Origin of the sequence: Phascolarctobacterium sp., from assembly GCF_030531065.1 — a bacterium.
GTDB lineage: Bacteria > Bacillota > Negativicutes > Acidaminococcales > Acidaminococcaceae > Phascolarctobacterium_A.
Window position 1 is genome coordinate 24,172 of the sequence record NZ_JAUNOQ010000001.1, and the last position, 19,827, is coordinate 43,998.

Genomic DNA, 19,827 nt, shown 5'->3' on the forward strand with positions numbered 1-19,827 from the left:
CTTTTGCATTGATTGGCTTCGGTTTGGTTTTAGAAGCTGCGACTAAGCTTGTCAATTAGCTTTTATATTGGAGTTTATGGCGCAGTGAAGTATAATATAGATATAAAATCCATTAAAAAACAGGATTACAATTAATAGAGAAAGGTCGTTTTAAAATGAAGAATATTGCGTTATATAAAGCCATGCTGCAATATTTCAGCGGTGATCCGCGCCGCTGCCAGCATTTAATTAAGGTTGCCAGCCTGGCGCGGGAAATAGCGCTGCTGGAAAATTTAGATGAGCAGACCGTTGCGCTGGTGGAGGCTGCCGGTTTAGTCCACGACTGCGGCATTAAAATTGGCGAAGCTAAATATGGCGCAGGCAAATGTACCGGCAAGATTCAGGAGCAGGAGGGCCCGGCCGCCGCGCAAAAAATTTTAGCGGAGCTGGGCTATGATGCCGCTGCGGCAGAGCGCATTTGTTATCTCGTAGGACACCACCATACCTATAATAATATCGATGGACTTGATTATCAGATTTTAGTGGAAGCCGACTTTCTCGTAAATTTTTATGAGGACGAGTTGAGCAAAAATGCGATAGCTCATGCCGTGGAGAAAATTTTCCGCACGGACAGCGGCAAATTGCTGGCGCAGGCAATGTTTGGGTTGAAATAAAATAAACTCCTAAAGCAGACCGTCTTGATTTCAAGTAGCTGCTTTAGGAGTATTATATTTTAATGCAGGAAGTTTATTATTTTTTAGCGTGGAGCTTTTTCAGCTTGCGCATCAGCGCTTCTAAATCAAGCCTTTGCCCTTGCAGTAATGCGGCGGCGCGGGCCTTGATCAGCTCGTCTGTGCTGGTGCGGATTGTTTGGCGCAGGGCATCCCTGATTGCCGGTGTCAGCTGCTGTGGCTCCCAGCTTTCCAAAGCGTCGCAGGCACAGCCGCGCAGCAGCTCGTGCAGCGAACCCAGAGCGGCCGTAATAATGGCTTCGCCCTGTCCCGGATGGGTTTGCAGATAGCGGAGCGGCACTACTAAAGCGTGCAGCTCGGCGGCATACAGCGGCAGCCGGTCAGTGATAAGCTGCAGGACGCGCTGGGAACGGTCGTCGCCTTCGTAGGACAGCAGGTAAGGAAAGAGCGTATATTCCAAGGGATGCTGCTGCCAGTAGGCAAACAGCCGAGGCCAAACGTCCATTTCCGTTTCGTAAGCAAAATCAGCCAGCTGGTAATTGATTTGACCGTCGATAATCAGGCGCTGGTGTATCTGCTCTTGCCAATCCTGACAGTAGACCATATTATCGCAGCGGGCAATCAGTTCGTGGCATTGATTTGGCGACAAGGAATAAAGAGTGTTTTCCTCCAGCAGGCTGCGCAGAGTGTTGGCAATAGTTATCATATCCAGCAGGTCTTCGGGGATTACGGCCAGGTATTGCGCATGGCGCAGCAGGCTGCATAGCATGGAATAGATGTCGATGCTATGCAGATTATGGCTTTCGCGCACATTTTGCGGCGGATAATGCAGCAGCATAAATAAATAATTGCCAATTATGGCCATGGCGCTTTTATACACGGCAAAGGAAATTACCGGCCGCTGCAGCACCTGGGCCAGCTTTGTGGCCTGCATCAGCTTAACGGACAGGGGCGGATATTCCACTTCGATATCGGGGCCGTTTTTCAAAAGCCACAAGCGCTGAGCTTCGTCGGCGCATTGGCAGTCGATGATAGCGAAAACCTTGCCCCAGCCTTTGGTACAGCCTAACAGCTCCCATACTGCTTTTTGCGGCGTGTAGTTGCCGATGCGGCAGCCGTATAAAAAGCTGAAGGTAAATTCCTCGCAGTGAGCCAGTGTGACAATATCCTGCCACAGCTGGGGCTCTTCTTTTTGCAGGCGTTCCATGCCGTACAGGCCGAAAAGTATCAGGGCAAATTTCAGCGGCTCGCGGTGGCGGGCGTTGTAGAAGAAGCTACGCGCTAGGTCGAGGGCCACGATGTTCATATCGTCCGCGTCAAAGGAGGATATAAAGGGGTCGCAGTATTCGGCCATGGACATACTTTTGAGATCCTGGTATAGACGCTGGCGATGGGGCTGCAGGGGCTCGGCCAGATAGGCGCGCAGGTCCTTGAGCAGCAAGCTGGCGTCGTCGACCGCAGCGGGCATATCCATGGTGTAGTAAAAAGCGTCGGTATGACCGGGCTCCGTAAAGTAGGGATAATCGCTGCTGTCAGGCAGGTCTGGTTCGGTGTAAAAACCGTCCTCGTCAATATGATTTTTGATGTAATGGTACAATGATTTATTCATAGATTTATTCGCGAAAAAACTTTTACTAAATTTAATTATATGGTACAATAAAGAGGCTGCGACTCTTTCCAGTAGGAGGGAGGTGTCTGGCGTTGGAAGATAGTATCCATACCTTTGTCGTATCTGTTGGAGCAAGTATAGTCGCCTACTATATTTGCAAATGGCTGGACAGATATTAGAGCAGCACCAGCATAATAAAAAAGCAGCGGTCGCCTCCGCTGCTTTTTTTGTGCCACGCTTTGGAAGAAACGTGCCCATAACCTTTTGTGCTTAAAGTATAGCATAGAGATAAGAAAATAGCAAGTTTTTGTTTTACATTTGCGTTGTAATCTCCATCAGGCAGTCGCCGCTTTCCACGCGCTCGCCGGCAGCTACATGAATAGCGCTGACGATACCGGAGATAGGCGCTGATAAAGTCGTTTCCATTTTCATGGCTTCGGTGATAATTAAAGGCGTGCCCTTAGTTACGGCCTGACCCTTTTCAGCCAGTACCTTGACTACGGACCCGGACAGCGAAGCGCCGATTTCACCCAGCTTGCTCTTATCCGCTTTTTTGCGGGTGACGTTGGTCGCTTTGGCGTTGCGGTCCTTGATAATGATTTCGCGTGGCAGTCCGTTGAACTCAAAGGTTACGGTGCGCATACCGGCGGCATTGGCTTCGGAAATATGGTCTAATTTGATGACCAGTACCTTGCCCTGCTCTATTTCTACCTTAATTGTTTCGCCGGGAGTCATGCCGAAGAAGAAGGTGGGCGTATCGAGTACGGATACGTCGCCAAATTCGTTGTAACGGGTTACCCAATCGGTGAATACTTTGGGATACAGGCAGTAGGAGCTGATAGCTTCGTCAGTGGTGGGGGCGCCCATATCCTTGAGCTTGCTGCGAACAGCTTCAAAGTCCACTGGCTCCAAAGCGGCTCCGGGACGTACGGTAATAGGCTGACGGCCCTTGAGAATAATTTTTTGCAGCTTTTCCGGGAAGCCCTGATAAGGAACGCCGATACGCCCTTCGAAAAATTCTACGACGGAGGCGGGGAAGTCCAGCACATCGCCTTTTGCGTAAACATCTTCTTCCGTCAGTTCGTTTTGCAGCATGAACAGCGCCATGTCGCCTACGATTTTAGAGGACGGCGTAACCTTGATTAAATCGCCGAAGAGCATGGATACGCGGTGATACATATCCTTGACTTCTTCCCAGCGGTGAATCAGTCCCAAGGCCTGGGCTTGCTGCTTCAAATTGGTGTACTGGCCGCCGGGCATTTCGTGAACGTAAACTTCGGGGTTGGGGAAGTTTTCCGTTCTGTCGGCAGCTTTATAATAAGGACGCACGGTTTCCCAGTAGCGGGACAGCTCGTTGAGGGAATCAACGTCCAGCCGCGGCTGGCGGGGGTGGCCGCTTAATGCGTAATATAAACTGCTGGTGGAGGGCTGGCTGGTGCCGCAGCTCATGGAACTCATGGCCGTATCCACGATGTCCACGCCTGCGTCGATAGCGCGGGCGTAAGTATAAATAGCGTTGCCGCTGCCCTCGTGAGTGTGCAGGTGAATAGGAACGCCTACATAGGATTTCAAGCTGCTGACTAATCTGTAAGCGGCTTCCGGCTTTAACAGACCGGCCATATCCTTAATGGCGATAATATTAGCGCCGGCTTTTTCCAAAGCCTTTGCCATATCGATATAATATTGCAGGTCGTATTTATCGCGGTGCGGGTCGAGAATATCGCCGGTGTAGCACAGCGCGGCTTCGGCTACCTTGCCGCATTCGCGCACGGTGTCGATGGAAAGACGCATATTATCCAGACCGTTGAGGCTGTCGAAGATGCGGAACACGTCGATACCGTTCTTGGCGGCCAGTTGGATAAAATGCTTCACTACATTATCGGGATAGCTGGTATAGCCTACGGCGTTAGCGCCGCGCAGCAGCATTTGGAATAAGATATTGGGAGCCGCTTGGCGGAATTGAGCCAGACGCTGCCAGGGGCTTTCGTCCAAGAAGCGGTAGGCTACGTCGAAGGTAGCGCCGCCCCAGCATTCAAAGGAGAAAAGTCCGGGCAGCTTACCGGCGGTATCGCGCATGACGCGCAGCATATCGCTAGTGCGCAGGCGGGTTGCGAACAGGGATTGATGGGCGTCGCGGAAGGTGGTATCGGTAACGAGAACCTCCTGCTGGGCCATTACCCAATCGGTTAAGCCTTCGGGGCCTTGGGTATCCAGTACATGCTTAGCGCCTAAAGCTAAAATGCCGTTATAGGGCTTGGGCAGATTCAAAGGCGCGAAGTCGGGCTTGGGCTGCACGCCTACGTTGGAATAGCCGTTGACCGTAATATCGGCAATATAATGCAGCAGCTTGTTGCCGCGGTCCAAGGTTTTGGGGAAAACGAACAGCTCCGGCGTTTCGTCTACAAAGTCGGTGGTGTAGTCGCCTTTGATGAAATGTTCGTTTTGCAGCACATTCTCTAAGAATTGGATGTTGGTCTTAACGCCGCGGATGCGGAATTCTTTTAAGCAGCGCAGCATTTTAGTAATGGCTATCTGGTGGGTCAGGCCCCAGGTAGTGGCCTTAACCAGCAGCGAATCGTAATAGGGAGTGATAACGGAACCGGTGAAAGCGTTGCCGCCGTCCAGGCGGATGCCGAAGCCGCCGCCGCTGCGATAGGTAATCAGCTTGCCGGTGTCGGGCATAAAATTATTGGACGGATCTTCGGTGGTAATACGGCACTGGATGGCATGGCCGATGGTGCGCAGTTCGTCCTGCTGGGGCAGGGCAATTTCCGGCCCGTGCAGGCTGTAGCCTTCGGCAATGCGGATTTGGGTTTGCACGATATCAATGCCGGTGATTTGCTCGGTAACGGTATGCTCGACCTGAATGCGGGGGTTGACTTCAATAAAATAGAATTTGCCGTCGGGAGTGGCTAAAAATTCCACCGTACCAGCGCTGATATAATCTACGTTCTTCATCAGCTTTACTGCGGCGTCGCAAATGGCCTGGCGCTGCTCCAAAGGCAGGGAGAAAGCCGGAGCGATCTCCACCAGCTTTTGGTGGCGGCGCTGCACGGAGCAATCGCGCTCAAACAAATGCATTAAATTGCCATGGGTGTCGCCGATGATTTGTACTTCAATATGCTTGGGATTTTGCAGATATTTTTCCAAATAGATTTCGTCGTTGCCAAAAGCTTTTTTCGCTTCGCTTTTAGCCATGTCGTAAGCGGTTACGGCTTCTTCGGCAGATTTAACGACGCGCATACCGCGGCCGCCGCCACCGTTCACTGCTTTAATGATAATGGGATAACCGTATTGTTCGCCAAACTCCAGAACTTCCTGCAGGCTGTTGACGGTGCCCTTGCTGCCGGGAATCATGGGGATGCCGGCCAGTTCGGCTTGCTTGCGGGCGTTGATTTTATCTCCGAACATAATTAAATGCTCAAGGCGCGGGCCGATGAAGATTAAACCTTCTTCGGAGCAGCGGCGCGCTAGATTGCTGTTTTCGGATAAGAAGCCGTAGCCGGGGTGGATAGCATCTACGTCGTGTTCCTTAGCCACACGCAAAATATCTTCGATATCCAGATAAGCGTCCGTAGGGCTTTTGCCCTCTCCTACTAAATAAGCTTCGTCGGCCTTATTGCGGTGCAGGGATAGAGTGTCTTCTTTAGAATATATAGCAACAGTGCGGATGCCTAATTCATTGCAGGCACGAAAAACACGAATGGCGATTTCGCCGCGATTAGCAACTAAAACTGTGTTAATTTTGGGCATGATAGCTCCTCCTTGTCTTGATTACAGCCTTATTGTATATAAAAGCCGGGTGTAATGCAAGCAGGCAGACAGATGTATACAGGTATTCTTATATATTCTTTCGTGAAAATTGACGTGTACGATGTTAGAAATAAAGAAGAAACCCATACGAAAGGCAGCGCCTTGGGTATGGGTTTGAAGATTTATGGGATCTTTTTATTTCAAACATCTTCTGCTTGCGGATTTTCCGATTCATTATTGTCCTGAACATTTTCGCTTTGGGTATTGTAGGACGACCAAAAGGCGTCTTCTATTTGGCTGCCGTCGGGGCGCAGATAAATTTGAAAATGCTCGTTGCTGTCCGGCAGGCGATAAGCCAGGCTGGCATGATAATCCTGATTAATAAATGCCGCTGCCAGCGTACCGGCGCTGCCGTCGGGCGCAGTATATTCCAGCCATTGGCCGCCGTCGAGACGTTCCTTAAATTGGCTTAGCCAATCGGCGCGCATTTTAGATAAACCGGCTTCGTTCATGCAGAAGTTTATGTCTATCTTATGTCCTTGAACCACATAATTAAAACGGCAGTAGGGATTGTTCTTCGTATAATCTGTGGGCTGGGGATTAAATAATTCCTGGAAGCGATTCAAGCCTTCCTCATCCGTGCGGATGCAGGCTATGGCCTGCTGCTTGGCGTCGGCGTCTTCGTCCAGTCCCTCCTGCAGCTTACGGTCGGCGTCGGGATTTATCCAATGGTATTCCATCCGTTCCAGGGAATCGCCGGCTTCGATTTCCTGACCCAGCGTCAAAAATTCGTAATCGCCGGGAACGGCCTTGAGACCCTGCTGTACGGCGTCCAAGGCGCCGGTCTTATCGCCGAAATGATTGCGCAGCTTTGCTACTTGCAGCCAAACCCAGGGATATTCCGGCTCTTCCGCAGCGCCGCGTTCCGCATATTGCAGCGCTTTTTCCAGCTGGCCGCAGTACATCAGCGCGGCGGAATAACGGTAATACCAAGTGGCGCAGCCTTTTGCATTTTTTTCGGAAGCGGGCATCCACTGCATTACTTTGTAATAATATTTGTAGGCGTCGATATTATTGGCGGCAAAGGCGTACCAGTTAGCAATCTGCAAATCTTCCTTGGCTTGCTGTTCCGTAAAGGCGCCGCTGGCTGTGCCTTCCGTGATGAAATTTTCCAGATAGTTGAGCATTTGGTAAAAATATCCGGATGCGCCGTCGTCGAAGGATTGCAGCGTTTCAATGTCCTGCGGCGACAGCAGCGAGCCTGTTTCTTCGTGTATTGGCGGAGCGGTCTGCGTACCTTCGTCACTCTTCAGCAGGCGGACTGCTCCGGTATAGCGGCGGAAGGAATGGAAATTAGCCCAGGATAAATTTGCGCTTTGCAGAAATTCCTTCGCCGCGTCCAAAACGGCGTACAAATCCCAGGCGATAAAATCCAGATAACCGCAATACAAGCCGGTTGCGCCGCCTAAAAAGGTAACGGCTGCCTCGCTGCCGACCCGCTCGACGATAGCTTTTTCCAAAGCGTCGCGAAAATCTAAAATTGCTTTAGCGCGGTCGTCGCCGGTAAAGCCGTTCAAAGGGTAGCATAAAAATCCCGGAACGGCTCCGTCGTCGTGAAAAGCGTTCATAGCGTCGCAGTAGCCGCGCAAATATTCGTTAATCAGCACGGGCAGACGGGTAGAACCGATATATGTATCCAGCCGCCAATCGGCGTCCGGGTCTTCCACTGCTTCCAGCTCGTAGCCGATATAATTATTGTCTAAAAAATCCTGCGCCGTTAAATTCAGATCGAAGTCCCGGTCGCGTAAAAATTGCGGCAGCTCGTTCAAGGTGATGGCAGCTTCCGATTTAGGTGCAGGCAGCACATTGAAGAATTCAATATAGGCGATAGCGGGAATTTCGCCGATGATTAAATCGGTCAGCGTGCTCAAAAGCCACCAGGCGCGGTTTTCGTTTTCGCTTAAAAGCGGGATTAATTTTGCGCAGTACAGCTCTAAGGCGATGCGCTTATCGCCGCGCATTTCCGGCCAGATTTGGACGTCGCTGCCGTTGATGTCCCAGCCGTTGGAGCACAAAACGTTATTGTCCGAAGGCTGGCGGCCTACAATAATGTTCCAGCGCTGCAAAATTTGCGGCGGCGCGAATTTTTGGAAATATACCAAGGAAAACAGCCGCTTGCTGTCGCCTTCGGGCGTTAGAATCAATTCGTACTTTGCGCCGCTGCTTCCAAGCTCAAAGGCGATGTTGTCAAAGGCAAGCTGCAAAATGCTTTGACATTTGCCGACTAAAAAATCGCTCAGGCTTTCGCGTTCCGGATAATCCAGCAAGCGCCGCAGCTCGCCTTCTTCCGCCAGAAAGGTTTCCCATGCTTTCTGCGTCCGTTGCCGAAAGGTTTGAGAAAATTTTGGCAAGGATAGAATACTGCGGCATTCATTGATAAACTGCTGCGTGTCCTCGTCGCCGGGACGAGCAGCTAGGGCTTTTTCAAAATATGGCAGCGCCAGATATTCTTTGTCCAGATAAAAATAGGCGTAGGCTATGCGGAAATTCCAGCAGTGATCTTCGGCAAAATATTCTTCGTGGGGCTTCAGCAGGTCCAACGCTTTGCGGAACAGCTCTTTATCGCCTGACTGTGCAATATTATTGTAAGCACGGGCCAGTTCGCTGTCGGTTTCCGGTGTGCGTTCTGCGGCGGGCAGAGACTCCAGCGCGTCGATAATTTTTTTGTACTCGTCATTTTCGTGCCAGCTTTGGCATTGTTCCAGCAGTGTCATTTGAACAGCCTCCTTTAGATTAATAATAAATGAAAAAGTAAAGATGATTGCAGTCGCCGAATATCAGGGAAAAATCATAGCTCACAACTCTTCTCTTTAATAGACATAACTATAAAAATGAAATCGTTTTTTTGTTTTTATTCTAACATGATTTACTATTTTAAGCAAGCGAATATAGCGAGTTTGCTTTCTCAAGAGATTTTTCCTTGCTGAATTTTATAAAAATGGTGATATATTCTATGTAATTACCGAAAATCCTGCTGAAAGTCGGTGAAATAAATATTTTAAAATTTGTGCTCTACATATAGACTTTTTCTAAAATTATGTTATGATATTAACAAGCAAAGAATATAACAGGAATATTCTGAAAAGTAAACGCAAAAATGTGATAGAATAATTTGTGAGTGCGTAAAGATTTACAGTGTATTTCTGAGAGAGGCATGGCGAATCTAAAAATTAAAAATTTTATCAATAAGGAGATATCGGTGTATGATGAATGATTTTACTGTGGCGTCCACCAAAGAAACCAATCTGTTTATGCAGCAATATTGCCGAAGCGAGAAATCTCGTCTAAGTATTATAAAACATTTTGCTGTTGAAACTGAAGTGTATGAGGTTCTGGCTCCGGGACAGCAAGTATATAGTTGGATAAATGGCGGCAAGCTGATAGGGGATACGGTTATAGCTTTTCTAGTGAAGGATTTGTATAATTTGAAAATATATTATCCTGTTTTTCCAGAAAGTATAGGCAAGCAATTGCTGAAGGCATGGGGAATGCCGTTACCACCAAAATGGAGTATATATGCGTATGATAATAAGCAGCTGTATATGGAAAAGGCAGATGAATTTAATCAGGAAATGCGCAGGCTGCTGCTTTACGGGCGTTTATTCATCAGTTTACAGCAGCGTGGCTTTTGCCCTATGCCCTATAGTTTTAAAGAAATATATCTTCAATTAAACAAATTTTCTAACGATTCTGTGGACGTGAGCGTTGTACGCATGGTGAATGCTGTACTGCGCGAATATTTACACGTGAAGGGCAGATTTATGAATTGCAATAATCTACAGGATTTTATCGCTTACCTGCATAAAAATATACTTTATTGTCATTTGTCAACGCAGATTTTTCCGGACTGCGGCAGTTATTGGCGCAAGAGAATGAACAATGCTATTTTTAGGAGGGTGCATGGAAACTTGTAAAAAAAGACGGTCTTTGGATGAATTATTTGCTGACTACGAAGGAAGTTATAAATGCCAGAAAGCTGCTTCCGGCGAGTCTGTGGGAAAGAAATTTTAACTAATATAAATTTTTAGCTCAAAACAAAAATTCCTAAACAAAAGAAAGCGCCGCAGAAAAGCGGCGCTTGCGAAACGATGCAGTTGAATAAATGTTAGTTTTTATGCGTTTTCCTTATCATAATCAGGATCGAATTTAGGATTCAGATAGTTTTGGAACAGCCAGGCGAGTACTGCGCCGGAAATATTATGCCAAGCGGAGAACACAGCGCCGGGAACGGTAGCTGCGGGCATTGCGGCAAAGTGAGCTTTAGCCAGGCCGGTTGCCAGACCGGAGTTCTGCATGCCAACCTCTACGGACAGAGCAACTGCTTTTTTCCAGCTGAGGCCGCACAAGCGGGCAATACCGAAGCCCAGCGCATAGCCGCAGCAGTTATGCAGAATAACTACCAGAATAATCAGGCCGGAGGTTTTGAGGATCAGGTCGCGGCTGGCGCCGATTACGCCGGCAATGATTAAAGAAATAGCGATAGTGGAAACTGCTGGCAGATAGTCGGTAGCCGTAGCTGCCAGCTTGGGCAGGAAGGATTTAACAGCCAAGCCCAGGCAGATGGGCAGGATTACGATTTGCACGATGGAAAAGAACATGCCAACGGGGTCGAAAGCAATTTTTTGACCGATAATTAAATAGGTAATAAACGGAGTTAAAATAGGGGACAGCACCGTGGATACGCTGGTCATGGTAACGGACAGCGCTACGTCGCCTTTGGACATAAAGGTAATGACGTTGGAGGAGGTGCCGCCGGGACAGGTGCCTACCAGTACGACGCCGGCAGTCAGCGCCGGGTCCAGGTTGAAAGCCGTAGCCAGCAAATAAGCCAGACCGGGCATAATAAAGAATTGCGCGCACGCGCCGATTAAAACGTCGGCGGGGCGTTTTAAAACTAAAGCGAAATCTTTCAGGTTGAGCGTTGTGCCCATGCCGAACATTACAACGCCTAACAGGCAGCTGAGAACGCTGATGCCGCCTACCTTACCCAATACCCACAGAAAATTCTGGGGCATAACCATACCGAGGATCAGAAAGACGATGGCGATAATGCCAAAGAACTTGCCGATCAATGCGCAGATTTGTTTCATTTGATATACCTCTTTCCCTTAAAAAAATAAATACTGCGGGCGTCCGCCCTTGGAAAAATATCCGCTTGCGCGAATTTTTTCCTTTATATTTTAAACGTCCACTATTATAGCAAAGATATGTTAAAAAATAAAGGGACGTTGCTAAAAACGGCGAAAAAAATTGCCGCGTTGCGGCAATGTGTTATAATAGTTATATAATTGCACTAAACTAAGGACGGAGGTACGCCGTTTGTATACGATAAGCAGGGACTACCGCAAGGAAATTGTTATTGAAAAATCACGCTTCATCTGTACGCTGAAAAAAGTCGGCGATGAAACGGAAGCGCAGGAGTTTATCAAAGCCGTGAAAAAAGAATTTTGGGACGCTACGCATAATTGCTCGGCGTATATTGTCGACGATTTGGCGCAGCGGTCCAGCGACGACGGCGAACCGTCGGGGACGGCGGGCGTGCCTATGCTGGAGGTTCTGCGCAAAAACCGGCTCGTCGGTACGGCGGCGGTAGTGACGCGCTATTTTGGCGGCGTTAAATTGGGCGCTGGTGGTTTGGTGCGCGCTTACAGCGGCAGCGTGGCGGGCGCTTTGAAAGAATGCGGGCTGGCCGAGCGCGTTTTAACGAGCCGCTTTAGCTTTACTTACGACGTGAACAGCGTGGGGCGCGCGTTGAATATTTTGTATCAGCAAAATTTCTTTACTATTGCCGAGGTGGAATACGGGTTGCGCGCTAAAATAATTTTACAGATGCGCGACGACCAAAAGTACGAGGCCGAAGCGTGGCTGACGGAAAACTTGAACCAGCCCGTAGAGCTGGAGCTTGAAAGTAGCGAATACGCCGAAATTCCGGTGCGAGAGTAATCTTAAAGTTTAAGGTAGGGCTGCAGCGCGCCAAAAAGCTTATCCAGCGCAGGGTACAGGCGTTCTTCCTCCAGCCCGGCGTAATTCATCAGCATGGTGCGGCTGTTGTCGTTGACTTTTTGGTAGTAATAATCTGACAAAAATTTTATTTCGATATTTTGCGCGGCTGCCGCTTGCTTTAAAACTGCGTCCGGGGCATCGGTGTCTAGGTGCAGCAAAAAGTGCAGGCCGCTGTCTTCGCCTTCGACTTTAAGCGCGCGCGCCGCCGGGCAGGACGAGAGATATTGCAGCAGCGCGTCGCGCTTGTTGCGGTAATAGGTGCGCATGCGGTTGATGTGGCGCTCGAAGTAGCCGTCGTCGATAAATTTTGCCAGAGTGAATTGTTCGAAATTGGAAACTGTGCAGGAATAAAAGCCCAGTTTTTCGTAAAAAAGCATAGCCAGATGCGGCGGCAAAATCATATAGCTGATGCGGAAGGTCGGCGCTAAGGTTTTGGAAAAGGTATTGATGTAGATAACCTTTTCTTCCGTATCGATGCTTTGCAGCGGCGGTATAGGCTTGCCGGACAGACGGAATTCGCAGTCGTAATCGTCTTCGATAATATAACGGCGGGCGCTTTGCGCAGCCCAGCGCAGCAGCTCGTAGCGGCGGCTGATGGGCATGGTGACGCCGGTAGGGAATTGGTGCGAGGGCGTGATATGCAGAATATCCGCGCCGCTGTCGGCCAGCACGTCGGCGCATAAGCCTTGTTCGTCCATGGGCAGGTGGCGGCAGAAAACGTCGTTGGCACGGTAAGCCGCTGCCAGCTGCGGGTAGCCTGGGTCTTCTAAAGCGTAGATCTTATTGCGTCCCAAAAGCTGCACAACCAGATTGTACAGGGTTTGCGTGCCCGCGCCTACGATGATTTGTTCCGGCTGCACCTGGAGGGCGCGGAACTGGTATAAATGACGCGCCAGAGCCTGGCGCAGGGGAGCAGCTCCTCCGGCGGAGGTGTCGCTGATTAAAGCATGTTCGTCGGCCGTAGTTAAAGTATGGCGCAAAAGGCGCGCCCATGTATTATAAGGAAAGGTGTCTGGCGGGACGCTGCTTTGGGCAAAGCTCAGCAGCGGCTTTTTTTTGCGCGCGGGCAGCGCTGCGGTTGTCACGGCGCGCTTTGGCGGCGGCGCCTGGCGCTGCAGGTCGGCCACGTAATAGCCGCGTCTGGGGCGGGAATAAATATAGCCTTCGACCAAGAGCTGCGCGTAGGCGTTTTCAACCGTGATCAGGCTGACGCCTAAATTTTTTGCCAACGTCCTCTTAGAAGGAAGCTTTTCGTTGGCCGGGAGAGTGCCTGCAGCGATATCGTTTTTGACGCAGTTATAAAGATGGTTGTACATGCTGTCTCCATGCAGGTCGGCAAAATCATAGGTCAACATAGGGCGGCTCCTTATCTGGCAATAATAATTTGGCAAAAAATGAATATAACAATATATTCAGCTGTTTGTATAATACTACGTAGCGGATATTGCTGTAAAGTAAAATCTGCGAGAAATTATTATTGGAGGAATTATGATGAACGAACGCTATAAATTAAACGCGCAGCTGGCCCAAATGCTCAAGGGCGGCGTTATCATGGACGTTACTAATCCGGAGCAGGCGCGCATTGCCGAAGCTGCAGGGGCCTGCGCCGTTATGGCGCTGGAAAAAATTCCGGCGGATATCCGCGCGGCCGGCGGCGTAGCGCGCATGAGCGACCCTAAATTGATTAAAGAAATCCAAAACGCGGTGTCCATTCCCGTTATGGCAAAATGCCGCATCGGCCATTTTGTAGAGGCGCAGATTCTGGAAGCGCTGGAAATCGACTACATTGACGAAAGCGAAGTGCTGTCCCCGGCGGACGACGTTTACCATATCGACAAAACTAAATTTAAGGTTCCGTTCGTTTGCGGCGCCAGGGATTTGGGCGAAGCGCTGCGCCGCATCAACGAGGGCGCGGCGATGATCCGCACTAAGGGCGAGCCCGGTACCGGCGACGTAGTGCAGGCCGTGCGTCATATGCGTAAAATGAACCAACAGATTGCGCAGTTGGCCGCTTTGAATGAGGACGAGTTGTTTAACGCCGCTAAAGAATTGCAGGTTCCTTACGATTTGGTAGTGTACGTCCACGAGCATAAGCGTTTGCCCGTTGTTAATTTTGCCGCTGGCGGTGTCGCAACTCCAGCGGACGCGGCGCTGATGATGCAGCTGGGCGCGGAGGGAGCTTTCGTAGGCTCCGGTATTTTCAAATCCGGCGACCCCGCTAAGCGTGCGCAGGCCATAGTGAAAGCTGTCACTAATTTCAAGGACGCTAAAATGCTGGCCGAACTGTCCGAAAATCTGGGCGAAGCCATGGTGGGCATCAACGAGCAGGAAATACAGCTGCTGATGGCGGAGCGTGGTAAATAATGGTCGGCGTTTTGGCGGTGCAGGGCGCGTTCATTGAGCATATGCAGGCGTTGCGCTCGTTGGGCGTTCCCTGCGTAGAACTGCGGCAGCAGGCGGACGCACGGCAGGAACTGACGGGCCTGGTGCTGCCGGGCGGCGAAAGCACGGTGCAGGGTAAGCTGCTGCGCGATTTAAATATGTTCGACACGCTCAAAGAAAAAATCGAGCGCGGGTTGCCGGTTTTGGCGACCTGCGCCGGGATGATTCTGCTGGCGGAGCATTTGAGCAACGACGATAAGGTGCATTTCGCCACGATGCCCATTACCGTGAAGCGCAACGCTTACGGCAGGCAGCTGGGCAGCTTTCATACGCAGGCAGATTTTGCCGGGTTGGGCAGCGTGCCCATGACCTTTATCCGCGCGCCGTATATTGAAAGCGCGGGTGCGGGCGTAAAAGTTTTGGCGGAAGTCGACGGGCGTATTGTGGCGGCGCGTTACGGGGAACAGTTGGCGTTGGCGTTCCACCCGGAGCTGGACCTGGATAAAAGCATGGCGATTCACAAATATTTCCTCGCCATGTGCGCAAAATAAAATAAAATTCGTAAGCGGTTCGTCGCTGGTCGGCGCGCCGCTTTTTTCTGCCGCGAAACGCAGCGCTGCAGGCTATTATTTAGTAGTGGAATTATTTCACTGCGGGCGTCGCGCGAGCTGTAAGCGAGCGGGAATTTTATATTTATTTTATGGTGAAAATACGGCGTTCTTGTATTTTTTGTAACAAAAGTAATTGACGCAACACTGAAAGATGATATACTATATAGACGAAGCTTTAGATTTTCTGTTTTGTTTGTTGTTTGACGTTTGGAGAAAATAACAATGTTAAGCGCTTATGGGTTCCCCTTTTTGCTTGCCGCTTTGGTGAGCTATATATTGACTCCTTATATAAAAAAATTAGCCTTTCGCATCGGCGCTATTGACAGACCCGATAACCGCAAAGTGCATAAAAAAATTATGCCGCGCTTGGGCGGGCTGGCTATTTATATCGCGTTTATGTTTGCCGCAGTAGCGAGCCTGGAGCTGACTAAGGATATTGTGGGTATTCTGGTCGGCGGTACAGTGATTGTTATCGTGGGCGTGCTGGATGATAAGTACCAGCTGCCGGCGAAGGTCAAGCTGCTGGGGCAGATTTTTGCTGCCTGCGTACTGGTGCTTTTCGATATACGCATCGAATGGGTTAATAATCCTTTGGGCGGCTATTTTTATTTGGATTATCTGTCCATACCGCTGACCATTTTCTGGGTGATAAGCTTTACGAATGTGGTCAATCTGATAGACGGCCTGGACGGCCTGGCTGCGGGCGTATCTGCCATTGCTTCGCTGACGGTGATTCTGGTGGCGGTGCAGATGGGTTACTATCATATTGCTGTGATGACGGCGGCGCTGGCCGGCGGTATTATCGGCTTTATCCGTTATAATTTTAATCCGGCCACTATTTTTATGGGCGATACGGGCAGTATGTTCATCGGCTATATGCTGGCGGCTATTTCTGTATACGGCGCGGTAAAGACCGCAGCGACTGTGGCGCTTATTGTACCCGCCATCGCCCTAGGCCTGCCGATTATGGATACGGCTTTCGCTATTATGCGCCGCTACAGCAACGGGCGCCCCATCTTCCAGCCGGATAAGGGGCATCTGCATCACCGCTTACTGGCCATGGGCATGAACCAGAAGCAGGCCGTGCTGCTGATGTATGGTATTACTGCCGTCCTTGGCATTGCAGCCGTGCTGTGGGCCGAGGTGGACGGCTTTTACGCGGCCTTGATTATCGCCGCGATTATTACGGCTGTCGCTGTAGGCGCGAAAAAAATCGGTATTCTGAACGACAGGTAAAGGGGAGGAAGAACCGTGAAGAAACTTAAATTGATGACTGTCTTTGGCACTCGTCCGGAAGCAATTAAAATGTGCCCGCTGGTCTTGGAGATGCGCAAATATCCTGAATATATCCAGCCCATTGTGGCCGTTACCGCACAGCACCGCGAAATGTTGGACCAGGTACTGGAGCTTTTCGGCATCAAGCCGGACTATGATTTGAATATTATGACCAGCGGCCAAACTCTGTACGACGTTACTACCCGCGCGTTGATGGGCTTGAAGCCGGTTATGGAGGAAGCTAAGCCCGATATGGTTTTAGTACACGGCGACACCACGACTACCTTCGCGGGGGCGTTGGCGGCATTTTACGCGCAAATTCCAGTGGGGCACGTGGAGGCCGGGCTGCGCACGGGCAATAAGTATTCGCCCTATCCGGAGGAAATGAACCGCAAGCTGACGGGCGCTATCGCCGATATGCACTTTGCGCCGACTTCGACGAGCAAAGCCAATCTGCTGCGGGAAAATGTAAAGCCGGAAAATATTCTGGTGACTGGCAACACGGTTATCGATGCTTTGCAGACTACGGTGCGAGCTGATTATCATTTTGAGGACGAGGACTTTAATAAGGTATTTGCCAGCGGCCGCCGTCTGATTTTAATGACCACGCACCGCCGTGAAAATTTGGGCGAACCCATGCGTCATGTGTACCGCGCACTGAAAAGCGTGCTGGAAACGCATGAAGACGTGGAAGCCATCTTCCCGGTGCATAAAAATCCCAAGGTGCGCGAAATCGTCAACCAGGAGCTGGGGCATTTAAACCGTGTGCATCTTATCGAGCCCATGGATTACGAGCCCTTCGCTAATTTAATGGCCAAGGTGGATATCGTGCTGACGGACAGCGGCGGCATTCAGGAGGAGGCTCCCGCTTTAGGCAAGCCGGTGCTGGTGCTGCGCGATACTACGGAACGCCCCGAAGCTGTGGTCGCCGGTACGGTAAAACTGGTAGGCACGGCTTACGAGGATGTGTTGCGGGAAACGAACCGCCTGCTGGACGACGCCGGATATTATCGCTCGATGGCGGAGGCTGCCAATCCTTACGGCGACGGCAAGGCTTGCCAGCGCATTATCAGCGCTATTTTGCGCAAAAACGGTTTTGACGCAGAAATTTTTTCCGAATTTCAGCATAATTGAGTGGACATTGTTTGTGAAATAATTTAAAATTATATTATACCATTCTGTGAACTGCAAAATGGTCTGTTAAGTGTGTGACGATTTGAAAGGACTATATGGATAAACGCAAGGAAGCGCGGGAACGTGTTAAAATGCTTAATGCGCTGGCGACGGTTTCCTCCTTGGCTATCATGATCGTTTGCGATTTTTTGCTGGCGTATTGGGGCGGGGACTGGCTGGATAATTATTTTCAAACTGGCGACCATTCTTTTCGCGTGGGCTGTATTTGCCTGGCCATCGTTACAGTATTCCTGACATTCTTCAAGCTGATATATTCAGTTATGCTTGATAAGGACGACGACGAGAAAAAATCATGATGAAATTTGATTTGGCGCCGTCGCTGAAAAGCGGGTACAAGCAATTCCTTGTTGGGCCTGCCGTCGGCGGCGTGGCGATGGCCATAGCGGCGCATATTCTGATATCGCCCGCCTGGGCGCTGGCTTTGTTTAGAGGCAGTATTGTAGGCTTACTGGATAAAGTAATAATGCTTCACGGTATCAGGCGCGCTATGCCGTATGAAAAGGAGCCTGAAAAGGGCCTGGCTATTATGCGTCGTTACCGCTGGTACAGGGTTATAGCGGCTTCCAGTATTATAATAATGTTGTTGAAGCAGGGGCGCGATGTGACTGGCGTTTGCATCGGGCTTCTCCTGATACATATATTTTACTTAATCAATTTAACATTTATCGCGTACCGACTGAATAAGGAGGAGACGTGAAGAAAGGAGTAAAAGAATGGGAAATGAAGCAGCAGCTGCGGCACAAGAACATTCCGGCGAGATCGTCCATTACCTTGCCACGGAAGTAGCCCCTGGTATCGTCATCAATATGCAGACAATGTATATGACCTGGATTACCATGGCTGTCGTTTTCGTGCTCTTTGTTATGGCTGCAAGAAGTCCGAAGCTGGTTCCCAGCGGTTTGCAAAATGTAATGGAATTTTTTGTCGACTTCCTTAATGGTCTGATGGAAGGTACCCTTGGTGCTAAAGGAAGCAAATATATGGCTCCTTTTATCATCACCCTCTTTATGTTTATCTTCATCGCCAATGAACTCGGCATGCTTCCTCAGGTTGGCGTACACTGGACGTCTCCGACTAACGATATCAACACCTGTTTTGGTTTATCTTTGATGGTTGCCGCAGGCGTATATGTTGTCGGCGTATGTCAAAAAGGTTTAAGCCACTTCAAGCATTTTGTCAGCCCTTCCCCGGCTTTCTTGCCCTTGCATTTGTTGGAAGAAATCACTAAGCCGCTGACCATGGCTCTTCGTCTATTTGGTAATATCCTGGCAGGCGAAATTTTGCTGATTGTACTGTATCAATTGGCTCCGTGGGTAGTACCCGAATTCTGGGTAATGTTCAGCTTATTCATCGGCTTCTTGCAGGCCTTTATCTTCACCATGCTGACGCTGACCAGCTATGCTATCGTATTCGCTCATCACGAATAAGAGGCAGTTCAGCACATCACATCATTAAATTTTAAAGTATTTAGTTCTGAAAGGATGAATGAAATGACTGAAAACGCTATGATCATTGCAGCATCTATGTTTGCTGTTGCATTTATTTGCTTGGGCGCAGCTCTGGGCGCTGCTCTTGGTAACGGTAACTTGACCGGTAAAGGTCTGGAATCTATGGCTCGTCAACCGGAAGAAGCCGGCAAGCTGTTCACCAACATGCTGGTATCCGTAGGCTTGGTAGAATCCATGCCTATTCTTTGCTATGTAATCGCAGTAGTATTGGTATTTGCTAACCCCTTCGTTAAATAATTGTATCCCTGATTTTAAGAAAACAATAAAGGAGAGTGCTATAATTGGTTAATATTAACGCAACACTTATCGCGCAAATCCTGAACTTTTTGGTTCTTGTTTTCGTTCTTGCAAAATTTGCTTATAAACCTTTATTAGGTATTATGGAAGAGCGCAAGAATAAAATTGCCAGCGATTTGGAAGCTGCTGAAAAGGCTAAAACCGACGCAGAAACAGTTAAATCCGAATACGCTGCTAAATTAGCGGATGCAAGACAGGAAGCACAGGCTATTATCGATAATGCCCGCAAAACTGCACAGGCTGCTCATGATAAGATCATGGCTGACACTAAGGCAGAGCAGGAGCAGCTGATTGCCGCTGCTAAAGAAACCATCGCTTTGGAGAAGCAAAAATCTCTGGACGATATCCGTGCTCAGGTTATCAACCTGTCCATGATTGCTGCTGGCAAGATCGTTGAACAAAAATTAAGTTCTGAAGAAGACAAAAAATTAGCCGGCGAAATCGTTGATTCTATTCTGAAATAA

The 19,827-nt window shown here is 49.5% G+C and carries 17 protein-coding genes; 12 read left to right on the plus strand and 5 right to left on the minus strand.

What is annotated here, in order from left to right:
• Positions 1-155: 155 nt before the first annotated feature.
• Positions 156-653, plus strand: a complete 498-nt coding sequence (locus Q4E64_RS00125) for an HD domain-containing protein (protein ID WP_303165606.1) — start codon at positions 156-158, stop codon at positions 651-653.
• Positions 654-729: 76 nt separating this feature from the next.
• On the opposite strand, the gene Q4E64_RS00130 is transcribed toward Q4E64_RS00125, so the two are convergent.
• From Q4E64_RS00130 to Q4E64_RS00140, 3 genes are all read right to left on the minus strand, one after another.
• Positions 730-2,280, minus strand: coding sequence for a hypothetical protein (locus tag Q4E64_RS00130; protein ID WP_303165608.1), 1,551 nt, complete (start codon positions 2,278-2,280; stop codon positions 730-732).
• Between the two features lie 312 nt (positions 2,281-2,592).
• Positions 2,593-6,033, minus strand: a complete 3,441-nt coding sequence (gene pyc / locus Q4E64_RS00135; RefSeq protein WP_303165610.1) for a pyruvate carboxylase — start codon at positions 6,031-6,033, stop codon at positions 2,593-2,595.
• Positions 6,034-6,233: 200 nt separating this feature from the next.
• Entirely contained in the window at positions 6,234-8,807 is a 2,574-nt protein-coding gene (locus tag Q4E64_RS00140; protein ID WP_303165612.1) for a M48 family metallopeptidase, read from the minus strand.
• Positions 8,808-9,296: 489 nt separating this feature from the next.
• Here Q4E64_RS00140 and Q4E64_RS00145 point away from each other — a divergent pair, with 489 nt between their 5' ends.
• The gene (locus tag Q4E64_RS00145) at positions 9,297-10,007 is read left to right on the plus strand and encodes a hypothetical protein (protein ID WP_303165614.1); all 711 of its coding nucleotides are present in this window, start codon (positions 9,297-9,299) and stop codon (positions 10,005-10,007) included.
• Positions 10,008-10,205: 198 nt separating this feature from the next.
• Here the strand turns inward: Q4E64_RS00145 and Q4E64_RS00150 are convergent, their stop codons facing one another.
• Complete coding sequence (locus Q4E64_RS00150) at positions 10,206-11,183, minus strand: bile acid:sodium symporter family protein (protein WP_293728077.1); 978 nt, start codon at positions 11,181-11,183, stop codon at positions 10,206-10,208.
• Positions 11,184-11,412: 229 nt separating this feature from the next.
• Between Q4E64_RS00150 and Q4E64_RS00155 the strand changes: the two genes are divergently transcribed.
• The gene (locus tag Q4E64_RS00155) at positions 11,413-12,036 is read left to right on the plus strand and encodes a YigZ family protein (protein WP_303165617.1); all 624 of its coding nucleotides are present in this window, start codon (positions 11,413-11,415) and stop codon (positions 12,034-12,036) included.
• A gap of 2 nt (positions 12,037-12,038) precedes the next feature.
• On the opposite strand, the gene Q4E64_RS00160 is transcribed toward Q4E64_RS00155, so the two are convergent.
• Positions 12,039-13,451 (minus strand): PLP-dependent aminotransferase family protein, encoded by a 1,413-nt coding sequence (locus Q4E64_RS00160; protein WP_303165618.1) that lies wholly within the window; start codon positions 13,449-13,451, stop codon positions 12,039-12,041.
• A 133-nt stretch (positions 13,452-13,584) separates the two neighbouring features.
• Here Q4E64_RS00160 and pdxS point away from each other — a divergent pair, with 133 nt between their 5' ends.
• From pdxS to atpF, 9 genes are all read left to right on the plus strand, one after another.
• Entirely contained in the window at positions 13,585-14,460 is an 876-nt protein-coding gene (gene pdxS / locus Q4E64_RS00165; RefSeq protein WP_303165620.1) for a pyridoxal 5'-phosphate synthase lyase subunit PdxS, read from the plus strand.
• Positions 14,457-15,029 carry a pyridoxal 5'-phosphate synthase glutaminase subunit PdxT gene (pdxT, locus tag Q4E64_RS00170; protein WP_368501461.1) on the plus strand — a complete coding sequence of 191 codons (573 nt, stop codon included), beginning with the start codon at positions 14,457-14,459 and terminating at the stop codon, positions 15,027-15,029. The genes pdxS and pdxT overlap by 4 nt, the downstream gene beginning before the upstream one ends.
• Positions 15,030-15,311: 282 nt before the next feature.
• Positions 15,312-16,325, plus strand: a complete 1,014-nt coding sequence (locus Q4E64_RS00175; protein ID WP_303165624.1) for a glycosyltransferase family 4 protein — start codon at positions 15,312-15,314, stop codon at positions 16,323-16,325.
• A gap of 15 nt (positions 16,326-16,340) precedes the next feature.
• On the plus strand, positions 16,341-17,498 hold the full coding sequence (wecB, locus tag Q4E64_RS00180) for a non-hydrolyzing UDP-N-acetylglucosamine 2-epimerase (protein ID WP_368501460.1): 1,158 nt from the start codon (positions 16,341-16,343) through the stop codon (positions 17,496-17,498).
• Between the two features lie 95 nt (positions 17,499-17,593).
• The gene (locus Q4E64_RS00185; RefSeq protein WP_303165626.1) at positions 17,594-17,854 is read left to right on the plus strand and encodes an AtpZ/AtpI family protein; all 261 of its coding nucleotides are present in this window, start codon (positions 17,594-17,596) and stop codon (positions 17,852-17,854) included.
• Positions 17,851-18,255 (plus strand): hypothetical protein, encoded by a 405-nt coding sequence (locus Q4E64_RS00190; RefSeq protein ID WP_303165628.1) that lies wholly within the window; start codon positions 17,851-17,853, stop codon positions 18,253-18,255. Before Q4E64_RS00185 ends, Q4E64_RS00190 begins: the two co-directional genes overlap by 4 nt.
• Before the next feature lie 16 nt (positions 18,256-18,271).
• Entirely contained in the window at positions 18,272-18,985 is a 714-nt protein-coding gene (atpB, locus tag Q4E64_RS00195; protein WP_303165630.1) for a F0F1 ATP synthase subunit A, read from the plus strand.
• A gap of 78 nt (positions 18,986-19,063) precedes the next feature.
• Positions 19,064-19,303, plus strand: a complete 240-nt coding sequence (atpE, locus tag Q4E64_RS00200) for an ATP synthase F0 subunit C (protein ID WP_303165844.1) — start codon at positions 19,064-19,066, stop codon at positions 19,301-19,303.
• Between the two features lie 44 nt (positions 19,304-19,347).
• Positions 19,348-19,827 (plus strand): F0F1 ATP synthase subunit B, encoded by a 480-nt coding sequence (gene atpF, locus Q4E64_RS00205; RefSeq protein ID WP_303165631.1) that lies wholly within the window; start codon positions 19,348-19,350, stop codon positions 19,825-19,827.